Origin of the sequence: Mesorhizobium sp. ESP-6-2, assembly GCF_020164675.1 — a bacterium.
In the GTDB taxonomy this organism is placed as follows: Bacteria; Pseudomonadota; Alphaproteobacteria; order Rhizobiales; family Rhizobiaceae; genus Mesorhizobium.
This window is the reverse complement of the sequence record NZ_JAIUGT010000003.1, coordinates 291,585-312,319: the sequence shown is the minus strand read 5'-3', so window position 1 is coordinate 312,319 and position 20,735 is coordinate 291,585. Positions and strand designations below refer to the sequence as shown.

Sequence of the window (20,735 nt, the reverse complement as noted above, 5' to 3'; positions counted from 1 at the left end):
AGGCTTTCGTCAAGCTTTGGCGCTGCGTCACGGTCCGTCCGTCCCGTCCGGATCGCCGTTTCTTCTCGCCAGCCGGGCGAAAACCGTCGAGGTGCGCAAAAGCGCGGTGAAGCGGCTGCGCTTGCCAGCCGGCACGCCCGACCGCGCCCGCATCCGATAGAGGATGACCGCGATGAAGATCGCATAGACCAGGGCGCTGAACACGAACAACGCGCTCGGGCCAAAATACTGCATCGCCGTCGATGCGGCGAAAGGGCCGCCAATGGCGCCGAAGGAATAGAACAGCATCAAGGCGGCGTTGATCAGAACGAACTCGCCCGCTCCGGCGCGGTCGTTGGAGTGCGCCGCCGACAGCGAGTAGAGCGGCATGGCGAAACAGCCGAAGATGAAGATGATGAGGAAATTGAGAAACGGATCGGCTCCCGCCACGAACGCAAGCGCCAGCGCTGCCAGCATGGCGCAGCAGGTCGTCGCCAGCAGCACCGAGCGCCGGTCCCAGCGATCGGAGAGATAGCCCAACGGGTATTGGATGAGAGCGCCGCCGAATATGCCGACGCTGACGAAGGTGACGACATCGGCGACAGACATGCCGATCTGCTCGGCATAGACCGGCGACAGCGTGCGGAACGCGCTGTTGGTGACGCCGACGGCGATGCAGCCGAAACAGCCGAGCGGCGAGATCCGCCAGACGCGCGCCAGGTCGAGCTTGACGTCTTCCGGCGGCGTCGGATTGGAGCGATCGCCCAGCGATACCGGCACCAGCGACAGCGTGATCATCATCGACATGATGGCGAAGATGGCGAAGCCGCCCGCGCCGAAGATCGGGATGAGGAACTGCGCGCCGGTGACCGAGCCGATGTCGACCATGCGGTAGATGGCAAGCACGCGGGCGCGATCCTTGTTGCTGACCCCGGAGTTGAGCCAGGCCTCCATCACAGTGAACAGGCCGGCGAAGCAGAAACCGCCGGCAAAGCGCACCGCGCACCACATCACCGGGTCGATGACCAGAACCAGGAGCAATGTGCCGGCCGAGGCGGCCGCGGCCAGCGCCGAGAAGGTTCTGACGTGACCGACCGCCTTCAGGATGCGGGTGACGGCCAGACAGCCGAGCAGGAAGCCGGCGAAATAGAACGTGCCCATCAGGCCGATGTCGGAAGCCGAAAAACCTTCCTGCGCGCCGCGCAGCGCGATCAACGTGCTTTGCAGCCCATTGCCGCCGAGCAGGATGCCTGCGGCGATGAGGAGCGGGATCAGCGGACGGATGGAGGACATTAGGCGATCACATGTCTGTGATCCCTTCTTGAACCATCGCTTCCGTCAATGCCAGCGGCAATTCCCCGCGCGAACAGGATGTGTCCGCCTTTCCGTTCAAGGAAGTCGGCGCCTGCGTCCTCGACGTCCCACGGCGAACCGCCCGGCTGCTCCCGACGCGATGGCTATTCCCGCGAGGACCGCGATGAGCCCGATAATCAGGTTTGCATTGATTTGCTCCCCGAGAAAGACGGCGCCGAAGATCGATGCCGTCACGGGATTCACGGCAACCGAAACGGCAACCAGCGTTGGCGCCGCACGTTCAAGCGCGAACGCCCAGAGGAAGAAAATCAGGGCACCGCAAATTACGGCCAGGTATCCGCTGGCAACCCATTGAGACGCGTCAAGCGTGGCAAGTCGCGGCAAGCCTCCAGTCAAAGTCGACAGCGCCAACAGGCAGGCCGTACCGACGGCCATGCCAGACGCGGCGAATGATGTCGGCGAGCAGCGCGTGAGAAAAGGTCGCGACCAGACATTGTAGAGCGCCATGCAGAATGCCGCCGCGATCATCAGGAGGTCTCCGCGCCATGCGCCTTGGGGAGCTGTCGTCAGGCTGCTGCCAAGCGCGACAGCCACTCCGGCCATCGCGACCAGAACGCCGACGATCTTGCGCGTCGTCGGCGGTTCGATCCCCAGAACCGCGCCTGCCAGCATGGTGAGCACGGGCAGCGTCGAAAGCGCCAGAGCTCCTCGCGCCGCCGTCGTGTAGACAAGGGCTCCGTTGAAGAGCACGGGGAATAGGCCGAAGAACAGCAGGCCCAATGCGGCGGCGCCCGGCCAATCGCTTTTCGCAGGCCACTTGTCCCGCCGCAGAAGCGCTACGGCGGCGAGCACCAGAAAACCACCCCCGAACCGGATCGCGCCGATGGTGAGCGGATCCAGCGAACGCGCGAGATAGCGCGTTGCACCGACGGCGGTGCCGCCAAAGGCGCTGGAGAGAATCGCCGCGAGCACGCCTCCAGTTTCCATCCCTTCCCCCCTGCAGATCGGAGCCCAGCGGTATCGGGCAAACCGGATAAAAGGAATCGAATAAACGCAATGAGCTTGATAAGCTTGCGCTATGAGCAGTCGGAGTCTCGATCCGGAATTGTTGCGGGCTTTCGTCGTCGTTGCCGAGCGGCTCTCTTTCACACGAGCGGCCGAGCAGCTCAATCGAACGCAAGCCACCGTCAGCTTGCAGGTGAAGCGCCTTGAAGAGCGCCTCGACATTTCGCTGTTCCGTCGCTCGACGGCCCATGTCGAGCTTACAGCCGCCGGCGAGGGGTTTCTGATCGATGCGCGCCGCATTCTTGCACTCAACGAGCAGGCGATTGCCCGTGTCTCCAACCAACGGGTGGCGGGACGCATCCGGATCGGCGTCATGGAGGATTACGGCACCAAGATCCTGCCGCGCCTTCTCGCCGAAATCGCCGTGCGATTCCCGCTCATGCAGGTGGAAATGGAGATCGGCCTCACCGCGCGGCTGCTGAAACGGCTCGGCTCATCATTTGACGCGGTCATCGCCATGCATCCGGAAGGTGCGGCCGAGGGCGATCTGATATGCCGCGAAAGGGCGATATGGGCGGCGGCGAGGACCCACTCTGTCGAGGAACTCGACCCGCTGCCCGTCGCGTTGTCCGACCCCGATTGCTTGTTTCGCGCGTGGGCGGTTGAGGCGCTCGACAGAGCGGGCCGGCCGTGGCGACTGGCCTATGTCAGCCCGAGCCTTGCCGCGACGGAGGCGATCGTCGAGCAGGGCCTTGCGGTTACCGTGGTCAAGGGCAGCATGCTCGCGCCCGGCCTGCGCGATGTCCATCCTGGCCCTCATGTGCCGCCGCTGCCCGGGGCGGAGATCCGCCTTCATCAGGCCGCAACATCCTCCGCAAGCACCGCATTGGTCGTCGATCACCTCGCGCGTCGCCTGCGGCTGTCGAGCCTTGGTTCATAGGGCGACCTGCGCGCCGGCGAACGCTCCGAAAGAACCCGTTAACCCGGGTTCGTTGCCCTGGTCCTCCGCCCACTCGCCTTGACAAACCGGGCCTCCCATGCGCTTTTCGCGCAAATTTTTCAGGCCGGGCCGCGATGCTTCGGCCGGCAACCCAACATCCCGGACTTTTGCCCATGACAATGCACCGTTACCGCAGCCATACCTGTGCCCAGTTGAGGAAGAGCGATGTCGGCTCGACCGTTCGCCTGTCGGGCTGGGTGCATCGCGTGCGCGACCATGGCGGCCTGCTGTTCATCGACCTGCGCGACCACTATGGCCTGACCCAAATCGTCGCCGATCCCGATTCGCCGGCCTTCAAGATCGCCGAGACGGTGCGCGGCGAGTGGGTGATCCGCGTCGACGGCGAGGTCAAGGCGCGCTTGCCTGAAACCACCAATGCCAACCTGCCGACCGGCGAGATCGAGATTTTCGCGCGCGAGATCGAAGTGCTTTCGGCGGCCAAGGAATTGCCGCTTCCGGTGTTCGGCGAGCCGGACTATCCGGAGGACATCAGGTTGAAATACCGTTTCCTCGACCTGCGTCGCGAGACGCTGCACAGGAACATCGTGGCGCGCACGAAGATCATCGCCGAGATGCGCAAGCGCATGGGCGAGGTCGGCTTCACCGAATTCTCGACGCCGATCCTCACCGCATCGTCGCCCGAAGGCGCGCGCGACTTCCTGGTGCCGTCACGCATTCACCCCGGCACCTTCTATGCGCTGCCGCAGGCGCCGCAGCAGTACAAACAGCTGATCATGGTCTCGGGTTTCGATCGTTATTTCCAGATCGCCCCCTGCTTCCGCGACGAGGATCCGCGCGCCGACCGCCTGCCCGGCGAATTCTACCAGCTCGACCTCGAAATGAGCTTTGTCGAGCAGGATGACGTGCTTTCCACCATGGCGCCGGTGATGACATCGGTCTTCGAGGCCTTTGCCAACGGCAAGCCCGTCACAAAGGACTGGCCGCGCATTCCCTATGATGTTGCGATGCGCAAATACGGTACCGACAAGCCGGATCTGCGCAACCCGATCGAGATGCAGGCGGTCTCCGACCATTTTCGCGATTCCGGCTTCAAGGTCTTCGCCAACATCCTGGCCAACGATCCCAAGGCCGAGGTCTGGGGCATTCCGGCCAGGACCGGGGGCAGCCGTGCCTTCTGCGACCGCATGAACAGCTGGGCGCAAGGCGAGGGGCAGCCCGGATTGGGCTACATCTTCTGGCGCAAGGAAGGCGAGAAAATCGAAGGCGCGGGTCCGCTTGCCAAGAACATCGGCGAGGAGCGCACCGAGGCGATCCGTCTTCAACTGGGCCTTGCCGATGGCGATGCCGCCTTCTTCGTCGCCGGCGATCCCAGGAAATTCGTCTCCTTCGCGGGCGCTGCTCGCACCCGCGCCGGCGAGGAACTGAACCTTGTAGACCGCGACCGTTTCGAGCTGTGCTGGATCGTCGACTTTCCGTTCTTCGAGTGGAACGAGGACGAGAAGAAGATCGATTTCGCCCATAACCCGTTTTCGATGCCGCAGGGGGGCATCGACGCCCTCAACAACCAGGAGCCGCTCGGCATCAAGGCATTCCAGTACGACGCCGTGTGCAACGGCTTCGAGATCGCCTCGGGCGGCATCCGCAACCATTTGCCCGAAACCATGGTCAAGGCCTTTGAGATGGTCGGCCTGGATCGCCAGACCGTCGAGGAACGCTTTGGCGGCCTCTACCGTGCGTTCCAGTACGGCGCGCCGCCGCACGGCGGAGCGGCGTTCGGCATCGACCGGGTGGTGATGTTGCTGGTGGGAGCCAAGAACCTGCGCGAGATCACCATGTTCCCGATGAACCAGCAGGCTTACGACCTGTTGATGAATGCGCCGTCGGAAGCCACGCCGCAGCAGCTTCGCGACTTGTCGCTGCGTGTCGCGCCGATCAAGAAAGAGGCGTGATGGCGCTTCGGACGGCGCTTTAAAGAACCCTCCGAAGCGACTCGTTCGATTTGAGAATCCCAGACAAAAGCCCGGCATCGCTGCCGGGCTTTTCGTATCCTGAAGCAAGTCGAGGTCGCTTCGATCAGTCTTCGTTGGCCTTGACGGTGACGCCGAGCGTCTTCGGCAGGTCGGCTGGATTGGACATGGCGCCCGCCATGATCAGCGCGAACGGCACCGACGCCGGCGGCTTGGCCGAGATTTCGAGGCTCTTCGGGTCGTCGAGATATTTGCCGACCGCCGCCGTTACCTGCGCCGTCAGCTCGGGATTGTTGAGCTGTGCCATGCCGAACGGCACGATCGCCTTGGCCTGGTTGGCGATGTCCTTGCCCGACATGCCTTGCTGCTTGCCGACATAGTCCAGCACCTTGTTGGTCAGCGAATCGTCGTCGAAGCGGATCGAGGCGCTGTTGAAAGAAAGCTGCTGCAGCAGCCCGAGCATGGCCATGCCTTGTGCGGAATTGTCGGCGCCTTCGGGCCGTGCCGCCATCTTCTTCTGCATTTCCTGCAGCGACTTGATGAAGTCGAGCGTGTAACCGCCGAGATCGAAGGTCATGCCGAGCGTGCCGGCATTCTCGACCGAAATGTTGTATTTCGACAGCTCCATCTTGCCGTCCGTGGGCTGCCAGGTGCCGGCCATCTCGAAATTGCCCGCAATGTTCTGGTAGCCGAGTGCGTTGATGACTTCCTTCGACTTGGGATCCTCGACCAGCGTCAGGTCGGCATTGAACTTCTCGGTGGTGCCGGTGAATTCCATCGCCTTGCCGTCCGCCGGCGGCGTGATCTGGATGGCAAGCCCATCCATAGAGAAGGCCGTCTTGTCGGCGACCTTGACCGTCATGTTCGACAGTTCGGCGGACTTGTACATCATCAGCGAGCCCAGCGGGCCTGTGGCGCCATCGGCCGGAACCGTCATGTCATGGATGACGAGGGGGCTCAAATTGAGGGTGACGCCGTCTTTGCTACGTTCGAATGCCGAGGTCGACACGGTTGCGATATCATAGCCGCCATTGGCTTCGGTCACGCCTTCGAGTTTGACGTCGCCGATCGCAAAGGCCTCTTTTTCCGCACCCGGTTTGATGGATACGCCCTGCAACACCATGCTGGCGTTGTCGCCGGTCACGCCGGTCCAGGAAATATCGACGCCCTGCGCGGCAAGCGCCGCCTTCAGCCGGTCGGCGACCGCGGTGTCCTGGGCGAGCGCCGCGTTCAGCGGCAGTGTGAGCAAGAAGGTCGAAAAGGCGAATTTCCTGAGAGTCGAGCGTTTGATTGTCATCGCGAATGCCCCTGCGAGTGTCCTGAAAATTATTTTTCAATTTTTGGCGCCATCACCCTTCAGTGACGAACTGGACGGGAAAAAGGCGCATCCCGCCACAATGGTCAAAAATCGCAGCGAAAGGCAAATCCGATCCGAACACGCTGGAGATCGGGCCGCCGAGCGTCGTCGCGCTTCGCAATAGAGACGGCATGTAACGGATTGATGTTGGCTGGCGGGCTTGCCTTGCGGCTCGTGTTGCAGGGCAGGGCATGCACCCGCTTCAAGGCTTGCCCTCTTGCCGCGAATCGCCCGCTCGGCTAGTTCCAGCCCATGGGAAAAAGGCTTTTGCCGCCTGACAATGGTGGCGGCGATCACATCGAACCGGTCGATCTGAAGAAGGCGCTGGAAGAGCGCTATCTTGCCTATGCGCTGTCGACCATCATGCACCGGGCGCTGCCCGATGTCCGCGACGGGCTGAAGCCGGTCCATCGCCGCATCATGCACGCCATGCGCCTGCTGCGCCTCAACCCCGACCAGGGCTTCGCCAAATGCGCCCGTATCGTCGGCGAGGTTATGGGCAAGTTCCACCCGCATGGCGACCAGTCGATCTACGACGCGCTGGTGCGATTGGCGCAGGATTTCTCGATGCGCTACCCCCTGGTCGACGGCCAGGGCAATTTCGGCAACATCGACGGCGATAACGCCGCCGCCATGCGCTACACCGAAGCGCGCATGACCGATGTGGCGACCGAACTGCTCGCGGGCATCACCGAGGATGCCGTCGACTACCGGCCGACCTACAATGAGGAGGACGAGGAGCCGGTGGTGCTCCCTGGCGCCTTCCCCAACCTGCTGGCCAACGGCTCGTCCGGTATCGCGGTCGGCATGGCGACATCGATCCCGCCGCACAACGCAGCCGAGCTTTGCGACGCCGCTCTTCACCTGATCGAGCATCGGGACGCGCCGGTGGCCAAGCTGATGGATTTCGTCCAAGGCCCGGATTTCCCGACCGGCGGCATCATCGTTGACAGCCGAGCCTCCATCCTCGAAGCCTATGAAACCGGTCGCGGCGGCTTCCGCGTGCGGGCAAAATGGAGCCAGGAAGACCAGGGCAGGGGCACCTGGAGCATCGTCGTCACCGAAATCCCCTATGGCGTGCAGAAGGCGCGGCTGATCGAGAAGATCGCCGAGCTCCTGATGGCTCGCAAATTGCCGCTGCTCGAGGACATCAGGGACGAAAGCGCCGAGGACATCCGCGTCGTGCTGGTGCCCAAGAGCCGTTCCGTCGATCCCGGTATCCTGATGGAGTCGCTGTTCAAGCTCACCGAGCTTGAAAGCCGTTTTCCCCTCAACATGAACGTGCTGTCGCGCGGCAAGGTGCCTAACGTCCTGTCGCTGAAAGGCGTGCTGCAGGAATGGCTCGAGCATCGCCGCGACGTGCTGATCCGCCGCTCGAAACACCGTCTCGGCGAGATCGAAAGACGGCTGGAGATCCTTGCCGGCTACCTGATCGCCTATCTCAATATCGACGAGGTGATCAAGATCATTCGCGAGGAGGATGAACCCAAGCAGGTCATGATGGCCCGCTGGTCGCTCACCGACACCCAGGCCGAAGCCATTCTCAACATGCGCCTGCGCGCCCTGCGCAAGCTGGAAGAGTTCGAGATCCGCAAGGAATTCGACGGCCTCACCGCCGAAAAGAAGCAGATCGAGGCGCTGCTTGCGTCCGAAGCCAAGCAATGGGGGACGATCAAGTGGGAGGTTGCGAGCCTGCGGGACAAATTCGGCCCCGAGACCGAGCTCGGCAAGCGCCGCACCCAGTTCGCCGATGCGCCCGAGCATGACCTGACCGACATCGCGCATGCCATGATCGAGCGCGAGCCGGTCACCGTGGTGGTTTCGGAAAAGGGCTGGCTGCGGGCGATGAAGGGTCATCTGACCGATCATTCGCAGCTTGCATTCAAGGAAGGCGACAGCCTGAAACTCGCCTTCCCTGCGCAGACGACCGACAAGATCCTGGTGTTCACCACCGGCGGCAAATTCTACACTATCGGCGCCGATCGGCTCCCCGGCGGGCGCGGCCATGGCGAGCCGATCCGCATCATCGTCGACATGGACAATGACCAGGACATCGTCACGGCCTTCGTCCACGATCCGAAGCGCAAATTGCTGCTGGTCTCGCATGACGCCAACGGTTTCATCGTGCCCGAGGAAGAGGTCGTCGCCAACACCCGCAAGGGCAAGCAGGTGATGAACGTCAAGGCGCCCGACGAAGCCAAGCGCTGCGTGCCGGTTGGCGGCGATCATCTGGCTATCGTCGGCGAGAACCGAAAGATGCTGGTGTTTCCGCTGTCCGACATTCCGGAAATGAGCCGCGGCAAGGGCGTGCGGCTGCAGAAATACAAGGATGGCGGCCTTCTCGATCTCAAGCCGTTCACGCTGGAGACCGGCCTTTCCTGGCAGGATTCGGCCGACCGTACCTTTACCAGGTCACGCGAGGAATTGGCCGAATGGATCGGCGCCCGCGCTTCGGCCGGCCGCATGGTGCCGAAGGGTTTCCCGAGGACGGGGAAATTTGGGTAGCGCCCTCTTCCTTCTCCCCTTGTGGGAGAAGGTGGATCGGCGCGCAGCGCCGAGACGGTTGAGGGGTGTTCCAGCGGAGTGAGGCGTTGGCGTTCCCTGGAACACCCCTCATCCGACCGGGCTTCGCCCGGCCAACTTCTCCCACAAGGGGAAAAGGAAGAGACGCTACCCACTCATTTGGACTATCGTCACGATTGCTGCACTATATCAGTGCATAAGCAGCGGGATGGGCGGGGAGAGACGAGCGTTTGAAGGAAGCGAAGATCCAGAAACCGGGGCAGCGCCTGTTCGGTCTGTCGACGCCGCTCAGAGCCGCCGTCATCCCACCGCTCTCGGCGGCGCGCTGGCTGCTGGTGCTGATCGTTGCCGCCGGCGTCTATTTCTTCCACGGCTTCCTGTTCCCGGTGCTGGCCGCGCTGGTCATCGCCTTCGCGAGCTGGCCGCTCTACCGGCGGCTTTTGGCCGGTGTCGGCGGCAACCGCACCATCGCCGCCACCTTCGCCATATTGTTCATCCTTGCCTTCCTGGTGATACCGATCGCGCTCGCGGGCACCTACGCCATCAACGAGGTGCGCGAATGGGTCGGCTGGGCGATCGAGACCAACCGGCACGGCGCCCCGACGCCGCACTGGATCGCCACGCTGCCTGTCGTGGGAGAATGGCTGAACCAGCAATGGACGACCAATCTTGGCCATCCCGGCGGCATTGGCGAACTGATCCAACTGGTCAGCGGCGCCAATATCGGCAGCATCTATCGCGGCGTTCTTGCCGCCGGCGGCAGCGCCTTTGGCCTGCTTTTGACGCTTCTGTTCATGATGATCGCGCTGTTCTTCGCCTATCGCGACGGCGAGCATTTCGCCGGCCAGGTCGACCGGCTCGGCGAGCGCATCCTGCCGACGAGGTGGGAGCGTATCTCGCGCGTCGTGCCGGCGACCATTTCCTCGACCGTGACCGGCATGACCGTTATTGCCATCGGCGAGGGGTTGGTGCTGGGCATCGCCTACTGGCTGGCCGGCGTGCCGTCGCCGGTGACGCTTGGCGCCCTGACCGGCGTCATGGCGCTGATTCCCGGCGGGGCACCGCTCTCCTTCACGCTGGTTTCGATCTATCTCGCTGCCAGCGGCTCACCGGTGGCCGGCCTGGCTTTGTTCATCTGGGGGACGGTCGAACTGTTCATCGTCGACAAGACCTTGCGACCGAAGCTCGTCGGCGGGCCGATAAAACTGCCCTTCCTGCCGACCTTTTTCGGCCTGATCGGCGGCGTCAAGACGATGGGCTTTCTCGGCTTGTTCATCGGCCCGGTGCTGATGGCGCTGTTGGTGGCGATCTGGCGCGAATGGCTGCGCGAGGTCGAGATGATGGACGAGATGCCCGCCTCCCCGGAACAGGAAGGCTCGCCGTCGCTGATCGAGATTGACGGCGAGGCGAAGAAGATTCAGGCTGGATGACGCACCGCAAGGGCGGCGCGGCGCCTGCGTCCGTCATGCAGCTGCCACACCGAATGAACCACCAATGTGACGATCAGGATCGCGCCGCCGATCAGGCTGTTGCGTGACGGCGTTTCGGAGAAGATCAGCCATACCCACACCGGTGCCAGCACGGTCTCCAGAAGGTAGAACATCGCCACCTCCGGTCCGGAGATGTATTTGGGGCCTGCCGCCAGGCAGAAGAACGAAATCGGCATGATCACGGCGCCGTTAAAGATGATCCACCAGGGCGCGCTCACATGGACGCCTTCACCTGACACCATGAAAGCCGCCAGCAGGAGCGACGGAACCACCCCGACGAGCGCCGTGAAGCCCATGTCCTTGCCGCTGGCCCGCGAAATGGTGATGGCCACGGAAATGAAGAAGGCCGAACACAACGCCATGAAATTGCCGAACAGGTGTCCGGTGCCGACGGATCCGCCGACGATTACCAGCACGCCGAGGATCATGACCAGCATCGCCGCGAGCGTCACCGCCCGCGGCTTTTCGCGGAGAAACAACCAGGACAATAGCGCGGCGAACACGGTGTTGAAGGCCAGGATGAACACCAGGTCGGCGGTCGAGGTGTAGAAGACGGCGGTGACGAAGGTGATCGAGGTCAGCCCGTAGCATATCGCGGCCGCAAGTCCCGACCAGCCTGGAATGAGCTGCGGCGCGTTTCGGCTCAACGCCCGCCAGATAGCCCAGATGATCATTGCCGCGATGAAGGTGGCGGTCCCGCGCAAGAGCAGGATCGTCCATGCGCCGCCATCGGCGAGGCGGATCAGCGGAATGTCGAGGGTCAGCGTCAGGCCGCCAATGGCGGTTATCAGAAGGCCCTTCTGGTGGTCGCTGTGGGACGTCATTTGCAAACTTTCGTAATGAAATACAGATGGGACAGCCGATCGGCGCAATGACGCACTCTCCCGCCAAGCGGCTGAAAGACCAGCATCCCCTGCGTTGAAACAGTTAAACGTGGATCTTGGAAAAACTCAGCGTGAGACCGCTTCGTTGGTGTAGCGCTCCCAGCCCTTCGGGCCGAGGTGCTCCTGCGGCATGAAGCGCATCTTATAATTCATCTTGCGCGAGCCGTTGACCCAGTATCCCAGGTAGACATGGGGCAGCCCCATCGCCCTGGCGCGAGCGATGTGATCGAGGATCATGAACGTGCCGAGAGACCGCTCCTCGAAGTCGGGATTGAAGTAGGAATACACCATCGACAGGCCGTCGGCCATCTTGTCGGTGAGCGCCACCGCGATCAGCTCGCCCTGTCCCTTGCCAGTGATGAAGGTATCGGGTCCGCGCCGGCGATATTCGATGACCTTGGTGTCGACATGGGTGTCCTCGACCATCATGGCGTAGTCCAGAACCGTCATGTCCGACATGCCGCCGCGGCGGTGGCGAGCATCGAGATAGCTGCGGAACAGCGAATATTGTTCGGTCGAGGGCTCGGCATTGTGCATCGCGCCGACGAGATCGGAATTGTGCTGCAGCACGCGCTTCATGTTGCGGCTGGCGACGAATTCCTGCGCCAGGATGCGCACGGAGACGCAGGCGCGGCAGGTTTCGCAGGCCGGTCTGTAGGCGATATTCTGGGAGCGGCGGAACCCGCCTTGGGTCAGGAGATCATTCATCTCCGACGCCTTGTCGCCGACCAGATGCGTGAACACCTTGCGCTCGAACTGGCCGTCGAGATAGGGGCACGGCGACGGCGCGGTCAGGAAGAACTGCGGCGACTGGGTCGGGTGCTGCGTCATCGAGTCTCGGAAACACTCCTTCGAATCGCTCTACCTTTGGCGCGGAAAGCGAAAAATTCAACAGGATTGTGAAGGCGTGGCCATGCGGACGCCTTCACATTTGCGCCGACGCCGCGGCGATGCTTGCGAAAATGCGCCTCAGCGGCTGGTGCGGCTGACCACCGTGCCGAGCAGCAGGTCGTGCAGCGTGCGCTTGCGATCGGCAAACAGCGTCACCAGCAGCACCAGCGGCGACAGGATGACGTTGCCGGCCCAGAACAGCACAGAATGGACCACTGCCGTGAGCCCGTCGATCGGCCTGCCGTCGAGCCGATCGAGCCGGATGCCCATCATCTTCATGCCCGTGGTCGCCTGGTCGGCGCTGCCAAGCGTGTTCCAGATGTAGAGGATCGCGACGGCCGGGACCAGGACGCCAAACAGCATCCAGCCAAGGCCGAGGGTCAAAAGCCCGAGGAAGAACACCAATATGGCGACAGGGATGGTGAGCAGCGCGACAATGACATAGTCGATCATGACCGCCAGGACACGCCGCGTGCGTACGCCTTCATAGGCCCTGACGTCGTCGAGCCTGGTGTTGATGATTTCGCCGTCGAGAACGCGAGCGTTCATGTCATTTCCTCGTAACAGGGGCCTGCTTAGCCTGCGCCCCACCTGCTGGGAAAATGGTAAAGGCTGATGGCGGAATCAAGATCGAGCCTTTGCCGGTAGGCAAGGCGGGCGAAGCGGCCGGCGGGCCGGTTGAATTCGCGCCTGACATGGCGTTAGCTTGTTGCGGCGCACCAAAAGCGCCAAGGGGCAGGGACGGGCAGGATGGATTACGACATGCTGGTCATTGGCAGCGGCCCTTCCGGCCGTCGTGCCGCCGTACAATCGGCCAAACTAGGCAAATCGGTATTGGTCGTCGACAGGGGGCGGCGCCTGGGCGGCGTTTCCGTGCACACCGGCACCATTCCGTCGAAGACGCTGCGCGAAACCGTGCTCAATCTCTCGGGCTGGCGTGAGCGCGGCTTCTATGGGCGCGGCTACCGGGTCAAGCAGGACATCTCGGTCGGAGACCTGGTCGAGCGCCTGCACAAGACCCTCGATCACGAGGTCGAGGTGCTGCAGCACCAGTTCATGCGCAACACGGTCAAGAGCGCCCGCGCCGAGGTGAAATTTCTCGGGCCCAACAGGGTCAGCCTGACATCGGACAATGGCGACTACAGTGAGGTCGGCTTCGCCAATGCGCTGATCGCCGTCGGCACGAGGCCGCACCGGCCGGGCGACGTGCCGTTCGACAAGAGCCGCGTGTTCGACAGTGACGAAATGCTCGAGCTCGACCGCTTGCCGCGAACGCTGACGGTCATCGGCGCCGGGGTCATCGGGGTCGAATACGCGACGATCTTTTCGGCACTCGACGTGCCGGTGACGCTGGTCGAGCCGCGCAACACGATCCTCGATTTCGTCGACCGCGAGATCGTCGACGACTTCATCCACCAGATGCGCGACCGCGGCATGACCATCCGGCTGGGAAGCGCCGTGAAGGAGATTGCCTCCAGGCCCGACCATGCAGAGGTCACGCTGGCCGACGGGCGCACCATACGTTCCGAGATCGTGCTCTACGCCGCGGGCCGCACCGGCAATGTCGGTAGCCTCAGCCTCGACGCGGTCGGCATCGAGGCTGACTCCAGGGGACGCATCAAGGTCGATCCGCATACCTTCCAGACCAGCGTGCCCAACATCTACGCCGCCGGCGACGTGATCGGCTTTCCGAGCCTGGCCTCCACCTCGATGGAGCAGGGCCGTGTGGCCGCCTGCCATGCCTTCGGCGTGACCTTGCCGCCGCCGCCGGAAACCTTTCCTTATGGCATTTACGCGGTGCCCGAGATCTCCACCGTCGGCCAATCCGAGGAGCAGGTGCGCGAGAGCGGCGCCGCCTACGAGGTTGGCGTGGCGCGTTTCCGCGAGACCTCGCGCGGCCACATCATGGGCGTCAACACCGGCTTCCTGAAGCTTCTGTTCTCGATCGAGACACGCCGCTTGCTCGGCGCGCATATCGTCGGCGAGGGCGCCACCGAACTGATCCACATCGGCCAGGCGGTGATCAATCTGGGTGGCACGGTCGACTTCTTCGTCAACAATACATTCAACTATCCCACGCTGGCCGAGGCCTACAAGATCGCCGGGCTGGACGCCTGGAACAGGATGGGGCAGGGCTGATCCTGCTGCTGTCAGCGAAGGGCGTTTTGCCGGTTCCTCAGGCGACAGGTGCGGGCGAGCCGAGCCATTGCCGGACGATTGCGGCATCGGGATCGCCGATCTCGTGACCGGACGCGATGATGCGCGCATCGACCGCGGCACCGCGCTGGCTGAGCAGCGTCACCAGCGCCGGCGCGAAGGGTCCGTAAGTCAGGTCGGCGGCGCCGGCGATGATCAAGGCCTTGATACCGGTCAGGTCGGTTGCTGGCGTCTCGTCCAGCACCGGCATCGGCCGCAGCAGCGCCGCCCGTCCGACAAGGCCAGGGTTGAGCAGCATCAGACTGGAAACCAGATTGGCGCCGTTGGAATAGCCGAGGAAAGCCGTGCGCTTCGGATCGATGCGGTGCCGCTTCATGGCTTCGGCCATGAAGCGTGCGAAAGCGGCCGTCTCGCGGCGGATGCTGGCCTGCTCGAAGCTGGTCGGCGTGATCCGCTCGAACCAGCGGAAGCCGTCGTCCTGGACGATGCGGCCACGCACGGCGACCAGGCAGGCATGCGGTGCGATCTGCCTCGCCAGCGGCACCAGGGTCGTCTCGTCGACACCTGATCCATGCAGCAGGAACAGGCATTCGTCGCTGGCCCCGCCGGATCCGAAGAAGCGATAGGGGAAGGCCAGATCCAGCCGCGGCGGGCTGTTTTCGACGCTTGGATCGCTCATGCCGTATCCTTTTGATTACATTTCATTTCACTCAATTTGCCGGCTTCAAAACGCAATATTTTCATGCTCCGCGAAAGTTGATTGAACCGGGCGCATTTCAGTCCGTTTCTGCGCCGATATACTCCATCGCGGAGGAATCGAAGCGGTGCGCCGGGGGTCGCATTGCTGGGCATGAACAACCAGCTTTGAGGCCTTTTGTCGATGACCACCCCAGTTCCAACCGAGCGCGATACGCGCATCGATGTGTTGCGTGCGCTCGCGCTGCTGACGATCTTCGTCGACCATGTGCCGGGCACGGCTTTCGAGACCCTGACCTACAAGAATTTCGGCTTTTCGGATGCGGCCGAGGCTTTCGTGCTGATATCGGGTATTTCGGTCGCGCTCGCCTATGGCACGAAGTTCCGCCCGGGAGGCCGGCTGCTCGCGACGCTGAAAATGTGGCGGCGGGCCGGCGTGCTCTACATCGCTCATATCGTCACCACGATGGTGGTAATGGCGTTGTTCTGTGCCGCGGCGGTGTTCGGCCGGCGGCCGGAACTGCTGAAGCTGATCAACATCGAACCGCTGATGAGGAACACGCCCGAGGTGCTGGTCGGCATCGTCACGCTCGGCCACCAGCTCGGCTACAACAACATCCTGCCGGTCTACGCGGTGCTGCTTTTGCTGGCGCCGGCCTTCTTGCTGTTCATCAGCTACAGGCCGCTTGCAGCGCTGACCGTGTCCGGCCTGCTATGGCTTGTAGCCGGCATCTGGCAGATCGCCCCGCCGAACTATCCCGAGCCCGGCCTGTGGTTCCTCAATCCGCTGTCCTGGCAGTTCCTGTTCAACATCGGCCTTGCCGCCATGCTGCATGTCAGGCGCGGCGGCGTCATTCCAGTCAACCGTTGGCTGACCGGTGCCGCCGCGGCCTATGTGCTGGCCGCGCTGGCATGGGTGCATAGTCCGCTTTGGGGGCAGGTGACCTGGTTCGACTTGCCGGTGGTGCTGACCGGCTTCGACAAGACATTCCTGTCGCTCCCGCGGCTGCTGCACATCCTGGCGGTCAGCTATCTGGTGGTGGCACTGCCTGTGGTCTCGAACCTGTTTCGCACCGGCCCCGACCATCCGCTGGCGATACTCGGCAAGCGCTCGCTGCCGGTGTTCATCGCCGGCACGCTGATCGCCATGGTTGCCCAGGTGATGAAACTGATCAATCCCGGCGGCCTCACTTATGACAGCCTGTTGCTCGCCGCCGGCATCGCCATGCAGTTCGCGCTCGCTTTTTATCTCGAATGGTTGTCGACCATCGGCGGTTCGGGGAAAGCCACGACGACGCAAAAGGACGCCAAGCCCGTCCAGGCGTCTTTCGGTATCTCGGTCGTGGCAAGAGCCAACCGCTGAGGTCGGCGAGCCGATTCAGCGGCGCGGCGGAGCCGAGGAGGCGCGCACGATCAGTTCGACCGGCAACAATTGCCGGCTGACCTTGCCGTCGCTTTCAAGAATCGCCTTGACCGCAAGCCGGCCCATCTCGGCGATCGGCTGTGCGACCGTGGTCAATGGTGGCTCGGACAACCCTGCTTCGGGAACGCCGTCGAAACCGATGACTGAAACATCATGGGGGACGTTCAGCCCTCGCGCGCTCAGCCATTCAAGCGTTGCCAAGGCCATTCTGTCCGACATCGCCAGGATGGCCGTGGGTGGCTCGCCGGAAGCAAAGATCGTTTCCAGCCCCGCCTTTGTAGTAGCGGCATCGTTGGCGGTTTCGTAGACGGGCACTTTGGACGTGTCGATGCCAACCCGCGAAAGCTCCCGGAAATAACCGGTGAGGCGATCGCGTGTCCCCGCATAGGCTGCGGCGCGAAGCTCCTCGGGCGAAATGAGGCCTGTCCTGCCATCGGCGAAAGGCAGCGCCAGCACGGTAAAGCGGCGATGCCCGAGATCCGTAAGATGACGTGCCGCCAGGCCGGCGCCGGCGATGTTGTCGACGCCGATCGCCGCGACGGACCCATCCTCCGAATCCAGGTCGAGCGCCACGAAGGGCAGCTTGCGCTCACGCGCCAATTCGACGAGGCGCGAGCCGCCTTCGATACAGAAGACAATGAAGCCGTCGACAAGGGCGCTCTGGATGTTCCAGGCAAGCTGTTCGGTGTTGGCGGCCGAGACTAACGATATGCCGGCCCCGGTCGCATCGCAGGCCTGCGAGATGCCCGCCATCATCACGCGCGCGAAGGGATCCTCGAAGAAATAGGAGAGGGGCTCCGCGGTGGCCACGCCGATGGCGTTGACCTTGCCTGCCCGCAGCAGGCGGCCCTTGGGGTCGGGGCCGGCATAGCCCATCGCCTCGGCCGTCGCGCGAACGCGTTCGCGGACTTCTTCGCGCACGATCTCGGGGCGGCTGAAGACATTGGAGGCAGTGCCATGCGAAACACCGGCGGCCTTGGCGATGTCGGCCAGCCGGACGGGTCGTCGATTGCCTGCGGTGAGTGACGCCATTTGTGCGTGCCTCCTGATATGCATTTAGCACGTTCCCGATTTGCATCTAGCACTTTCGTTGGATCGATTCAAATTTTGCTTGACCGACGGCTTCCATAAGCCTATCGTTGAATCGATCCAACTCAGATTTGCCTGTTGGATCAAACCTAGATGGGAGGTGCGCCATGCATCCGGTCAACTATCTTTTCGAAGACATCTACCGCAGCGACTGGAGCATCGGGGCGGCCGCCAAAAAGTCCAAGCGCCGCGGCGGAACAAGCCCGTGGATTCGCGATCTGCGCTTCCTGGTGGCGCGTAAGCGGAGCTGACTGGCGTGAATTTTTCGCGCCGGCTGATTGGATCGATTCAATTCAAATCAAGAGGAGAAGAGCCATGCATCCCCTGAAACATCTGTTCGACGACATCTATCGCAATTATTGGGGCATCGGCCCGGCCGCGGAGCGGCCAGAGGCGCCGCGCCGCGCGAAGCTCTCGGCGCGCAACCGCGATCTTTGGATCCGACTTGAACGTCGCCGGGATTGAAACCGGCCGCCCATCTCAGGGTCGCCGACGCACCACGGCGGAGACAGCTATGGCCAGCCAGCCTGCGATGAGCAGGGTGCCTCCGATCGGCGCCGACATCGGAAACAGCCTCGATCCGAGAAAATCGCGAGCGAGAAGATCGCCCGTGAAAAGCACGAGCCCGGCGAGCAGCACTAGGCTGGCTATCCGCAGCGGGCGATTCGCGTCGAGGAGACCGACGGCCAGAAACGCCGGTGCGTGCATCAGCAGGAAGGATGCCGCCGTACCGGTGAAGGCACCGCCGAGATGTGCGGCGGCCGCCGACAGCGCCACCCCCGCCGCGCCCACGATGCCGGCGGCGAGCACAAGCAGACGGCTGCCGGTCGTTTCGGCCAGGTTCATGTCGACGCTCCTTCGCTTGATCGGCTGGGCAGCTTGTCAGGGCTTGCCCGCTTCCATCAACATATGCCGCGTCCGCCGCGCCTGGACAATCCAGTTGTAGACCGCGCCGAGCGCCATCAGCACCGACGTGCCGAGAAACACCGCCCGCATGCCGAAATGGCCGCCGACGAAACCGCCGGCAAGCGGTCCGGCGACTTGGCCGACATATTGGGCCGAGATCGAAAGGCCGAGCACGTTGCCGCCGACGCCGTCGGGAATGTTGTGGCGGATGACGCTGGTGATGCAAGGCAGCAAACCGCCGAGTGCCAGGCCCATCAGGAAGCGCAGCCCGATCAGTTGCCAGCCGTCGGTGACGAAGGCCTGCGGAATGAGCAGCAGCGCCGACACGGCCAGCGCGCCGACGACGACGTTCCAATGACCGACGCGGTCGGCGAGCCTGCCAAGCCATGACGCCGACAGGATTGCGCCAAGGGCGGCAGCCGACATCACCACGCCGGCAACGAGCGTCACCCGGCTCTGGTCCTCGATCAGCTGCTGCACATAAACAGTGATGATCGGCTCGATCGACATGGTGGCGAAGGCCAGCAGCATGCCGGTCGTCAGCATGGCCACGACCGGACGCTTGTCGGCAATTTGCGACCAGCCGCTCTTCGGCTTTGCCGCCGTCGCGGCTTTGCTTGCTTGCGGGCGCTGGTTCTCCTTGATCAGGAATGTCGTGGCCAGGAAGGCAAGGAAGATGACGCCGCCGGACAACAGAAAGGTCGCGCGGATGCCGATTACCGGCGGCAGCGCGCCGCCGAGCAAGGGGCCGACCAGCGAGCCTGCCGTGATGCCAGCGGACAAGACACCGAGCGCCCAGCCGGAGCGGTCCTTCGGCGTCTGCATGGCCACCAATATCGTCGAGCCGGAGGAATAGCCGCCGGCAAAGCCGATCAGCAGGCGCAGCAGCACCAATTGCCAGACCGTCTCGACCATTCCGGTCAGCGACATGCAGATCGCCATGCCGAAGGAGGCGCGCACCAGCATCAGCTTCCGGCCGTAGCGGTCGCCGAGCCGTCCCCATAACGGCGCAACGAGGGCCGCCGCGAAGAAGGTCGCCCCATAGGCGATGCCCGACCATTGCACGATCGCCGCATGGCCCTCGACGCCCAGTTGCTCGACATAGAGCGGCAGAAACGGCAAGAGCAGGGTCATGGCGATGAGCGTGCTGAACGAACCCGCGAAGCAGACGGCAAGATTGCGCCGCCAGTGGATGTTGTAGCCGCCCTGGTCCGTGTCGTTCTGCGTCATGTCGTGCCTGCGTGTGTCAGGGGATTGTTGTGGATACCATTTTGGGATACCAAGTCGGTATCCGTCATGGACCCACAGCCCGACCGCTGTCAATGCGCACGTGAAAAGGCAACAACGATGTCGCAGATGCACAACGTCGAACGGCAGCTCCGCGAGATGATCCTTGGACTTGAGATCGGACCGGGTGAGAAACTCACCGAGCGCTGGATCGAAAGCCGCTTCGGCGCCTCGCGTACGCCGGTCAGGGCTGCGTTGCTGCGGCTCGAAACCGAGGGGCTGGTCGGCAGGGACGGGCGCGGCTGGACGGTCTCGCCCATCAACCTGACCGAACTCGAGCAGATCGCGGTCTACCGCGAAGCGGTCGAGGTCGCGGCCTTGCGGCTGACATGCGGGCTTGCCGACAGAAGCGCCGTCGATGTCGTCGAGGCTATGCTCGTCTCCTGCGACGACGACACTCCGCGCGAGGAATGGCATCGCGTCGGCATGGACTTCCACATCGAGCTGGCGCGACTGTCCGGCAATGAATTCCTGTTTCGGGCCGTCCGCGATGCGATGACCAGGCTTTCGCGCGCCCGTTGGCTGGAGGTACGCGATGGAGCGGCCCTTGGCCGCGCGTGGGCTGAACATCACGCCATCCTGGCCGCCGTGCGGAGCGGCGATGCACAGGAAGCCGGGCGCTTGCTCTCAGAGCATATCGTCGGCAGTCGCGACCGTCTGTTGACGTCGCTGGCCAATGATCGCCGCGGCCTTCGCGCCAGGGGATTCGCCGTCGTGGCGGCATAATGCAGCCTGCAGGGCAGGCCACTCGCCGCCGAAAAAAGGACCGCCGGCCCCGAGCCCCACTTTCGGCCTCGCTTCGTGGA

19 protein-coding genes are annotated in these 20,735 nt (G+C 63.3%); 9 read left to right on the top strand and 10 right to left on the bottom strand.

What is annotated here, in order from left to right:
* Positions 1-27 precede the first annotated feature (27 nt).
* Positions 28-1,272: an MFS transporter gene (locus tag LB532_RS11075; RefSeq protein ID WP_140637776.1), complete on the bottom strand. Its 1,245-nt coding sequence runs from the start codon at positions 1,270-1,272 to the stop codon at positions 28-30.
* Between the two features lie 96 nt (positions 1,273-1,368).
* The gene (locus tag LB532_RS11070) at positions 1,369-2,265 is read right to left on the bottom strand and encodes a DMT family transporter (protein WP_318011217.1); all 897 of its coding nucleotides are present in this window, start codon (positions 2,263-2,265) and stop codon (positions 1,369-1,371) included.
* A gap of 136 nt (positions 2,266-2,401) precedes the next feature.
* Here LB532_RS11070 and LB532_RS11065 point away from each other — a divergent pair, with 136 nt between their 5' ends.
* Entirely contained in the window at positions 2,402-3,238 is an 837-nt protein-coding gene (locus LB532_RS11065) for a LysR family transcriptional regulator (RefSeq protein WP_318011216.1), read from the top strand.
* A 179-nt stretch (positions 3,239-3,417) separates the two neighbouring features.
* Positions 3,418-5,208 (top strand): aspartate--tRNA ligase, encoded by a 1,791-nt coding sequence (gene aspS, locus LB532_RS11060; RefSeq protein WP_181169275.1) that lies wholly within the window; start codon positions 3,418-3,420, stop codon positions 5,206-5,208.
* Positions 5,209-5,332: 124 nt separating this feature from the next.
* Here the strand turns inward: aspS and LB532_RS11055 are convergent, their stop codons facing one another.
* On the bottom strand, positions 5,333-6,523 hold the full coding sequence (locus tag LB532_RS11055) for a hypothetical protein (protein WP_140637779.1): 1,191 nt from the start codon (positions 6,521-6,523) through the stop codon (positions 5,333-5,335).
* A 312-nt stretch (positions 6,524-6,835) separates the two neighbouring features.
* Between LB532_RS11055 and parC the strand changes: the two genes are divergently transcribed.
* Together parC and LB532_RS11045 are read left to right on the top strand one after the other, a co-directional pair.
* Complete coding sequence (parC, locus tag LB532_RS11050; RefSeq protein ID WP_140637780.1) at positions 6,836-9,088, top strand: DNA topoisomerase IV subunit A; 2,253 nt, start codon at positions 6,836-6,838, stop codon at positions 9,086-9,088.
* Positions 9,089-9,336: 248 nt separating this feature from the next.
* Complete coding sequence (locus tag LB532_RS11045; protein WP_140637781.1) at positions 9,337-10,536, top strand: AI-2E family transporter; 1,200 nt, start codon at positions 9,337-9,339, stop codon at positions 10,534-10,536.
* Here LB532_RS11045 and LB532_RS11040 read toward each other — a convergent pair.
* The 3 genes from LB532_RS11040 to LB532_RS11030 all read right to left on the bottom strand — a co-directional run bounded on the left by LB532_RS11040 (position 10,524) and on the right by LB532_RS11030 (position 12,920).
* Positions 10,524-11,420: a DMT family transporter gene (locus tag LB532_RS11040; protein ID WP_140637782.1), complete on the bottom strand. Its 897-nt coding sequence runs from the start codon at positions 11,418-11,420 to the stop codon at positions 10,524-10,526. The genes LB532_RS11045 and LB532_RS11040 overlap by 13 nt on opposite strands.
* 126 nt (positions 11,421-11,546) lie before the next feature.
* On the bottom strand, positions 11,547-12,311 hold the full coding sequence (locus LB532_RS11035; protein WP_140494092.1) for an arginyltransferase: 765 nt from the start codon (positions 12,309-12,311) through the stop codon (positions 11,547-11,549).
* A gap of 138 nt (positions 12,312-12,449) precedes the next feature.
* The gene (locus LB532_RS11030) at positions 12,450-12,920 is read right to left on the bottom strand and encodes an RDD family protein (protein WP_140637783.1); all 471 of its coding nucleotides are present in this window, start codon (positions 12,918-12,920) and stop codon (positions 12,450-12,452) included.
* Positions 12,921-13,121: 201 nt separating this feature from the next.
* Between LB532_RS11030 and sthA the strand changes: the two genes are divergently transcribed.
* The gene (gene sthA / locus LB532_RS11025) at positions 13,122-14,510 is read left to right on the top strand and encodes a Si-specific NAD(P)(+) transhydrogenase (protein ID WP_140637784.1); all 1,389 of its coding nucleotides are present in this window, start codon (positions 13,122-13,124) and stop codon (positions 14,508-14,510) included.
* Positions 14,511-14,547: 37 nt separating this feature from the next.
* Here the strand turns inward: sthA and LB532_RS11020 are convergent, their stop codons facing one another.
* Positions 14,548-15,207, bottom strand: a complete 660-nt coding sequence (locus tag LB532_RS11020) for an alpha/beta hydrolase (protein WP_140637785.1) — start codon at positions 15,205-15,207, stop codon at positions 14,548-14,550.
* Between the two features lie 201 nt (positions 15,208-15,408).
* Here LB532_RS11020 and LB532_RS11015 point away from each other — a divergent pair, with 201 nt between their 5' ends.
* Complete coding sequence (locus LB532_RS11015) at positions 15,409-16,587, top strand: OpgC family protein (protein ID WP_140637786.1); 1,179 nt, start codon at positions 15,409-15,411, stop codon at positions 16,585-16,587.
* 15 nt (positions 16,588-16,602) lie between these two features.
* Here the strand turns inward: LB532_RS11015 and LB532_RS11010 are convergent, their stop codons facing one another.
* Positions 16,603-17,679, bottom strand: a complete 1,077-nt coding sequence (locus LB532_RS11010; protein WP_140637787.1) for a LacI family DNA-binding transcriptional regulator — start codon at positions 17,677-17,679, stop codon at positions 16,603-16,605.
* 164 nt (positions 17,680-17,843) lie between these two features.
* On the opposite strand from LB532_RS11010, the gene LB532_RS11005 reads away from it, so the two are divergent.
* Positions 17,844-17,987 carry a hypothetical protein gene (locus LB532_RS11005; protein WP_181169238.1) on the top strand — a complete coding sequence of 48 codons (144 nt, stop codon included), beginning with the start codon at positions 17,844-17,846 and terminating at the stop codon, positions 17,985-17,987.
* A 64-nt stretch (positions 17,988-18,051) separates the two neighbouring features.
* Positions 18,052-18,201 (top strand): hypothetical protein, encoded by a 150-nt coding sequence (locus LB532_RS11000; RefSeq protein ID WP_181169239.1) that lies wholly within the window; start codon positions 18,052-18,054, stop codon positions 18,199-18,201.
* 15 nt (positions 18,202-18,216) lie between these two features.
* On the opposite strand, the gene LB532_RS10995 is transcribed toward LB532_RS11000, so the two are convergent.
* Both LB532_RS10995 and LB532_RS10990 read right to left on the bottom strand, forming a co-directional pair.
* Complete coding sequence (locus LB532_RS10995) at positions 18,217-18,582, bottom strand: DUF423 domain-containing protein (RefSeq protein WP_140637788.1); 366 nt, start codon at positions 18,580-18,582, stop codon at positions 18,217-18,219.
* Positions 18,583-18,618: 36 nt separating this feature from the next.
* A complete protein-coding gene (locus tag LB532_RS10990) occupies positions 18,619-19,872 on the bottom strand; it encodes a multidrug efflux MFS transporter (protein ID WP_140637789.1) in 1,254 nt (417 codons plus the stop codon).
* Between the two features lie 117 nt (positions 19,873-19,989).
* Between LB532_RS10990 and LB532_RS10985 the strand changes: the two genes are divergently transcribed.
* Positions 19,990-20,655 (top strand): GntR family transcriptional regulator, encoded by a 666-nt coding sequence (locus tag LB532_RS10985; protein ID WP_140637790.1) that lies wholly within the window; start codon positions 19,990-19,992, stop codon positions 20,653-20,655.
* Positions 20,656-20,735: the final 80 nt, after the last annotated feature.

Coding starts and splice junctions, on each gene's coding strand:
- LB532_RS11075 (WP_140637776.1), bottom strand. CDS start 1,272: ATGTCCTCCATCCGTCCGCTGATCCCGCTCCTCATCGCCGCAGGCATC.
- aspS (WP_181169275.1), top strand. CDS start 3,418: ATGCACCGTTACCGCAGCCATACCTGTGCCCAGTTGAGGAAGAGCGAT.
- LB532_RS11055 (WP_140637779.1), bottom strand. CDS start 6,523: ATGACAATCAAACGCTCGACTCTCAGGAAATTCGCCTTTTCGACCTTC.
- parC (WP_140637780.1), top strand. CDS start 6,836: ATGGGAAAAAGGCTTTTGCCGCCTGACAATGGTGGCGGCGATCACATC.
- LB532_RS11040 (WP_140637782.1), bottom strand. CDS start 11,420: ATGACGTCCCACAGCGACCACCAGAAGGGCCTTCTGATAACCGCCATT.
- LB532_RS11035 (WP_140494092.1), bottom strand. CDS start 12,311: ATGACGCAGCACCCGACCCAGTCGCCGCAGTTCTTCCTGACCGCGCCG.
- LB532_RS11030 (WP_140637783.1), bottom strand. CDS start 12,920: ATGAACGCTCGCGTTCTCGACGGCGAAATCATCAACACCAGGCTCGAC.
- sthA (WP_140637784.1), top strand. CDS start 13,122: ATGGATTACGACATGCTGGTCATTGGCAGCGGCCCTTCCGGCCGTCGT.
- LB532_RS11020 (WP_140637785.1), bottom strand. CDS start 15,207: ATGAGCGATCCAAGCGTCGAAAACAGCCCGCCGCGGCTGGATCTGGCC.
- LB532_RS11015 (WP_140637786.1), top strand. CDS start 15,409: ATGACCACCCCAGTTCCAACCGAGCGCGATACGCGCATCGATGTGTTG.
- LB532_RS11010 (WP_140637787.1), bottom strand. CDS start 17,679: ATGGCGTCACTCACCGCAGGCAATCGACGACCCGTCCGGCTGGCCGAC.
- LB532_RS11005 (WP_181169238.1), top strand. CDS start 17,844: ATGCATCCGGTCAACTATCTTTTCGAAGACATCTACCGCAGCGACTGG.
- LB532_RS11000 (WP_181169239.1), top strand. CDS start 18,052: ATGCATCCCCTGAAACATCTGTTCGACGACATCTATCGCAATTATTGG.
- LB532_RS10995 (WP_140637788.1), bottom strand. CDS start 18,582: ATGAACCTGGCCGAAACGACCGGCAGCCGTCTGCTTGTGCTCGCCGCC.
- LB532_RS10990 (WP_140637789.1), bottom strand. CDS start 19,872: ATGACGCAGAACGACACGGACCAGGGCGGCTACAACATCCACTGGCGG.
- LB532_RS10985 (WP_140637790.1), top strand. CDS start 19,990: ATGTCGCAGATGCACAACGTCGAACGGCAGCTCCGCGAGATGATCCTT.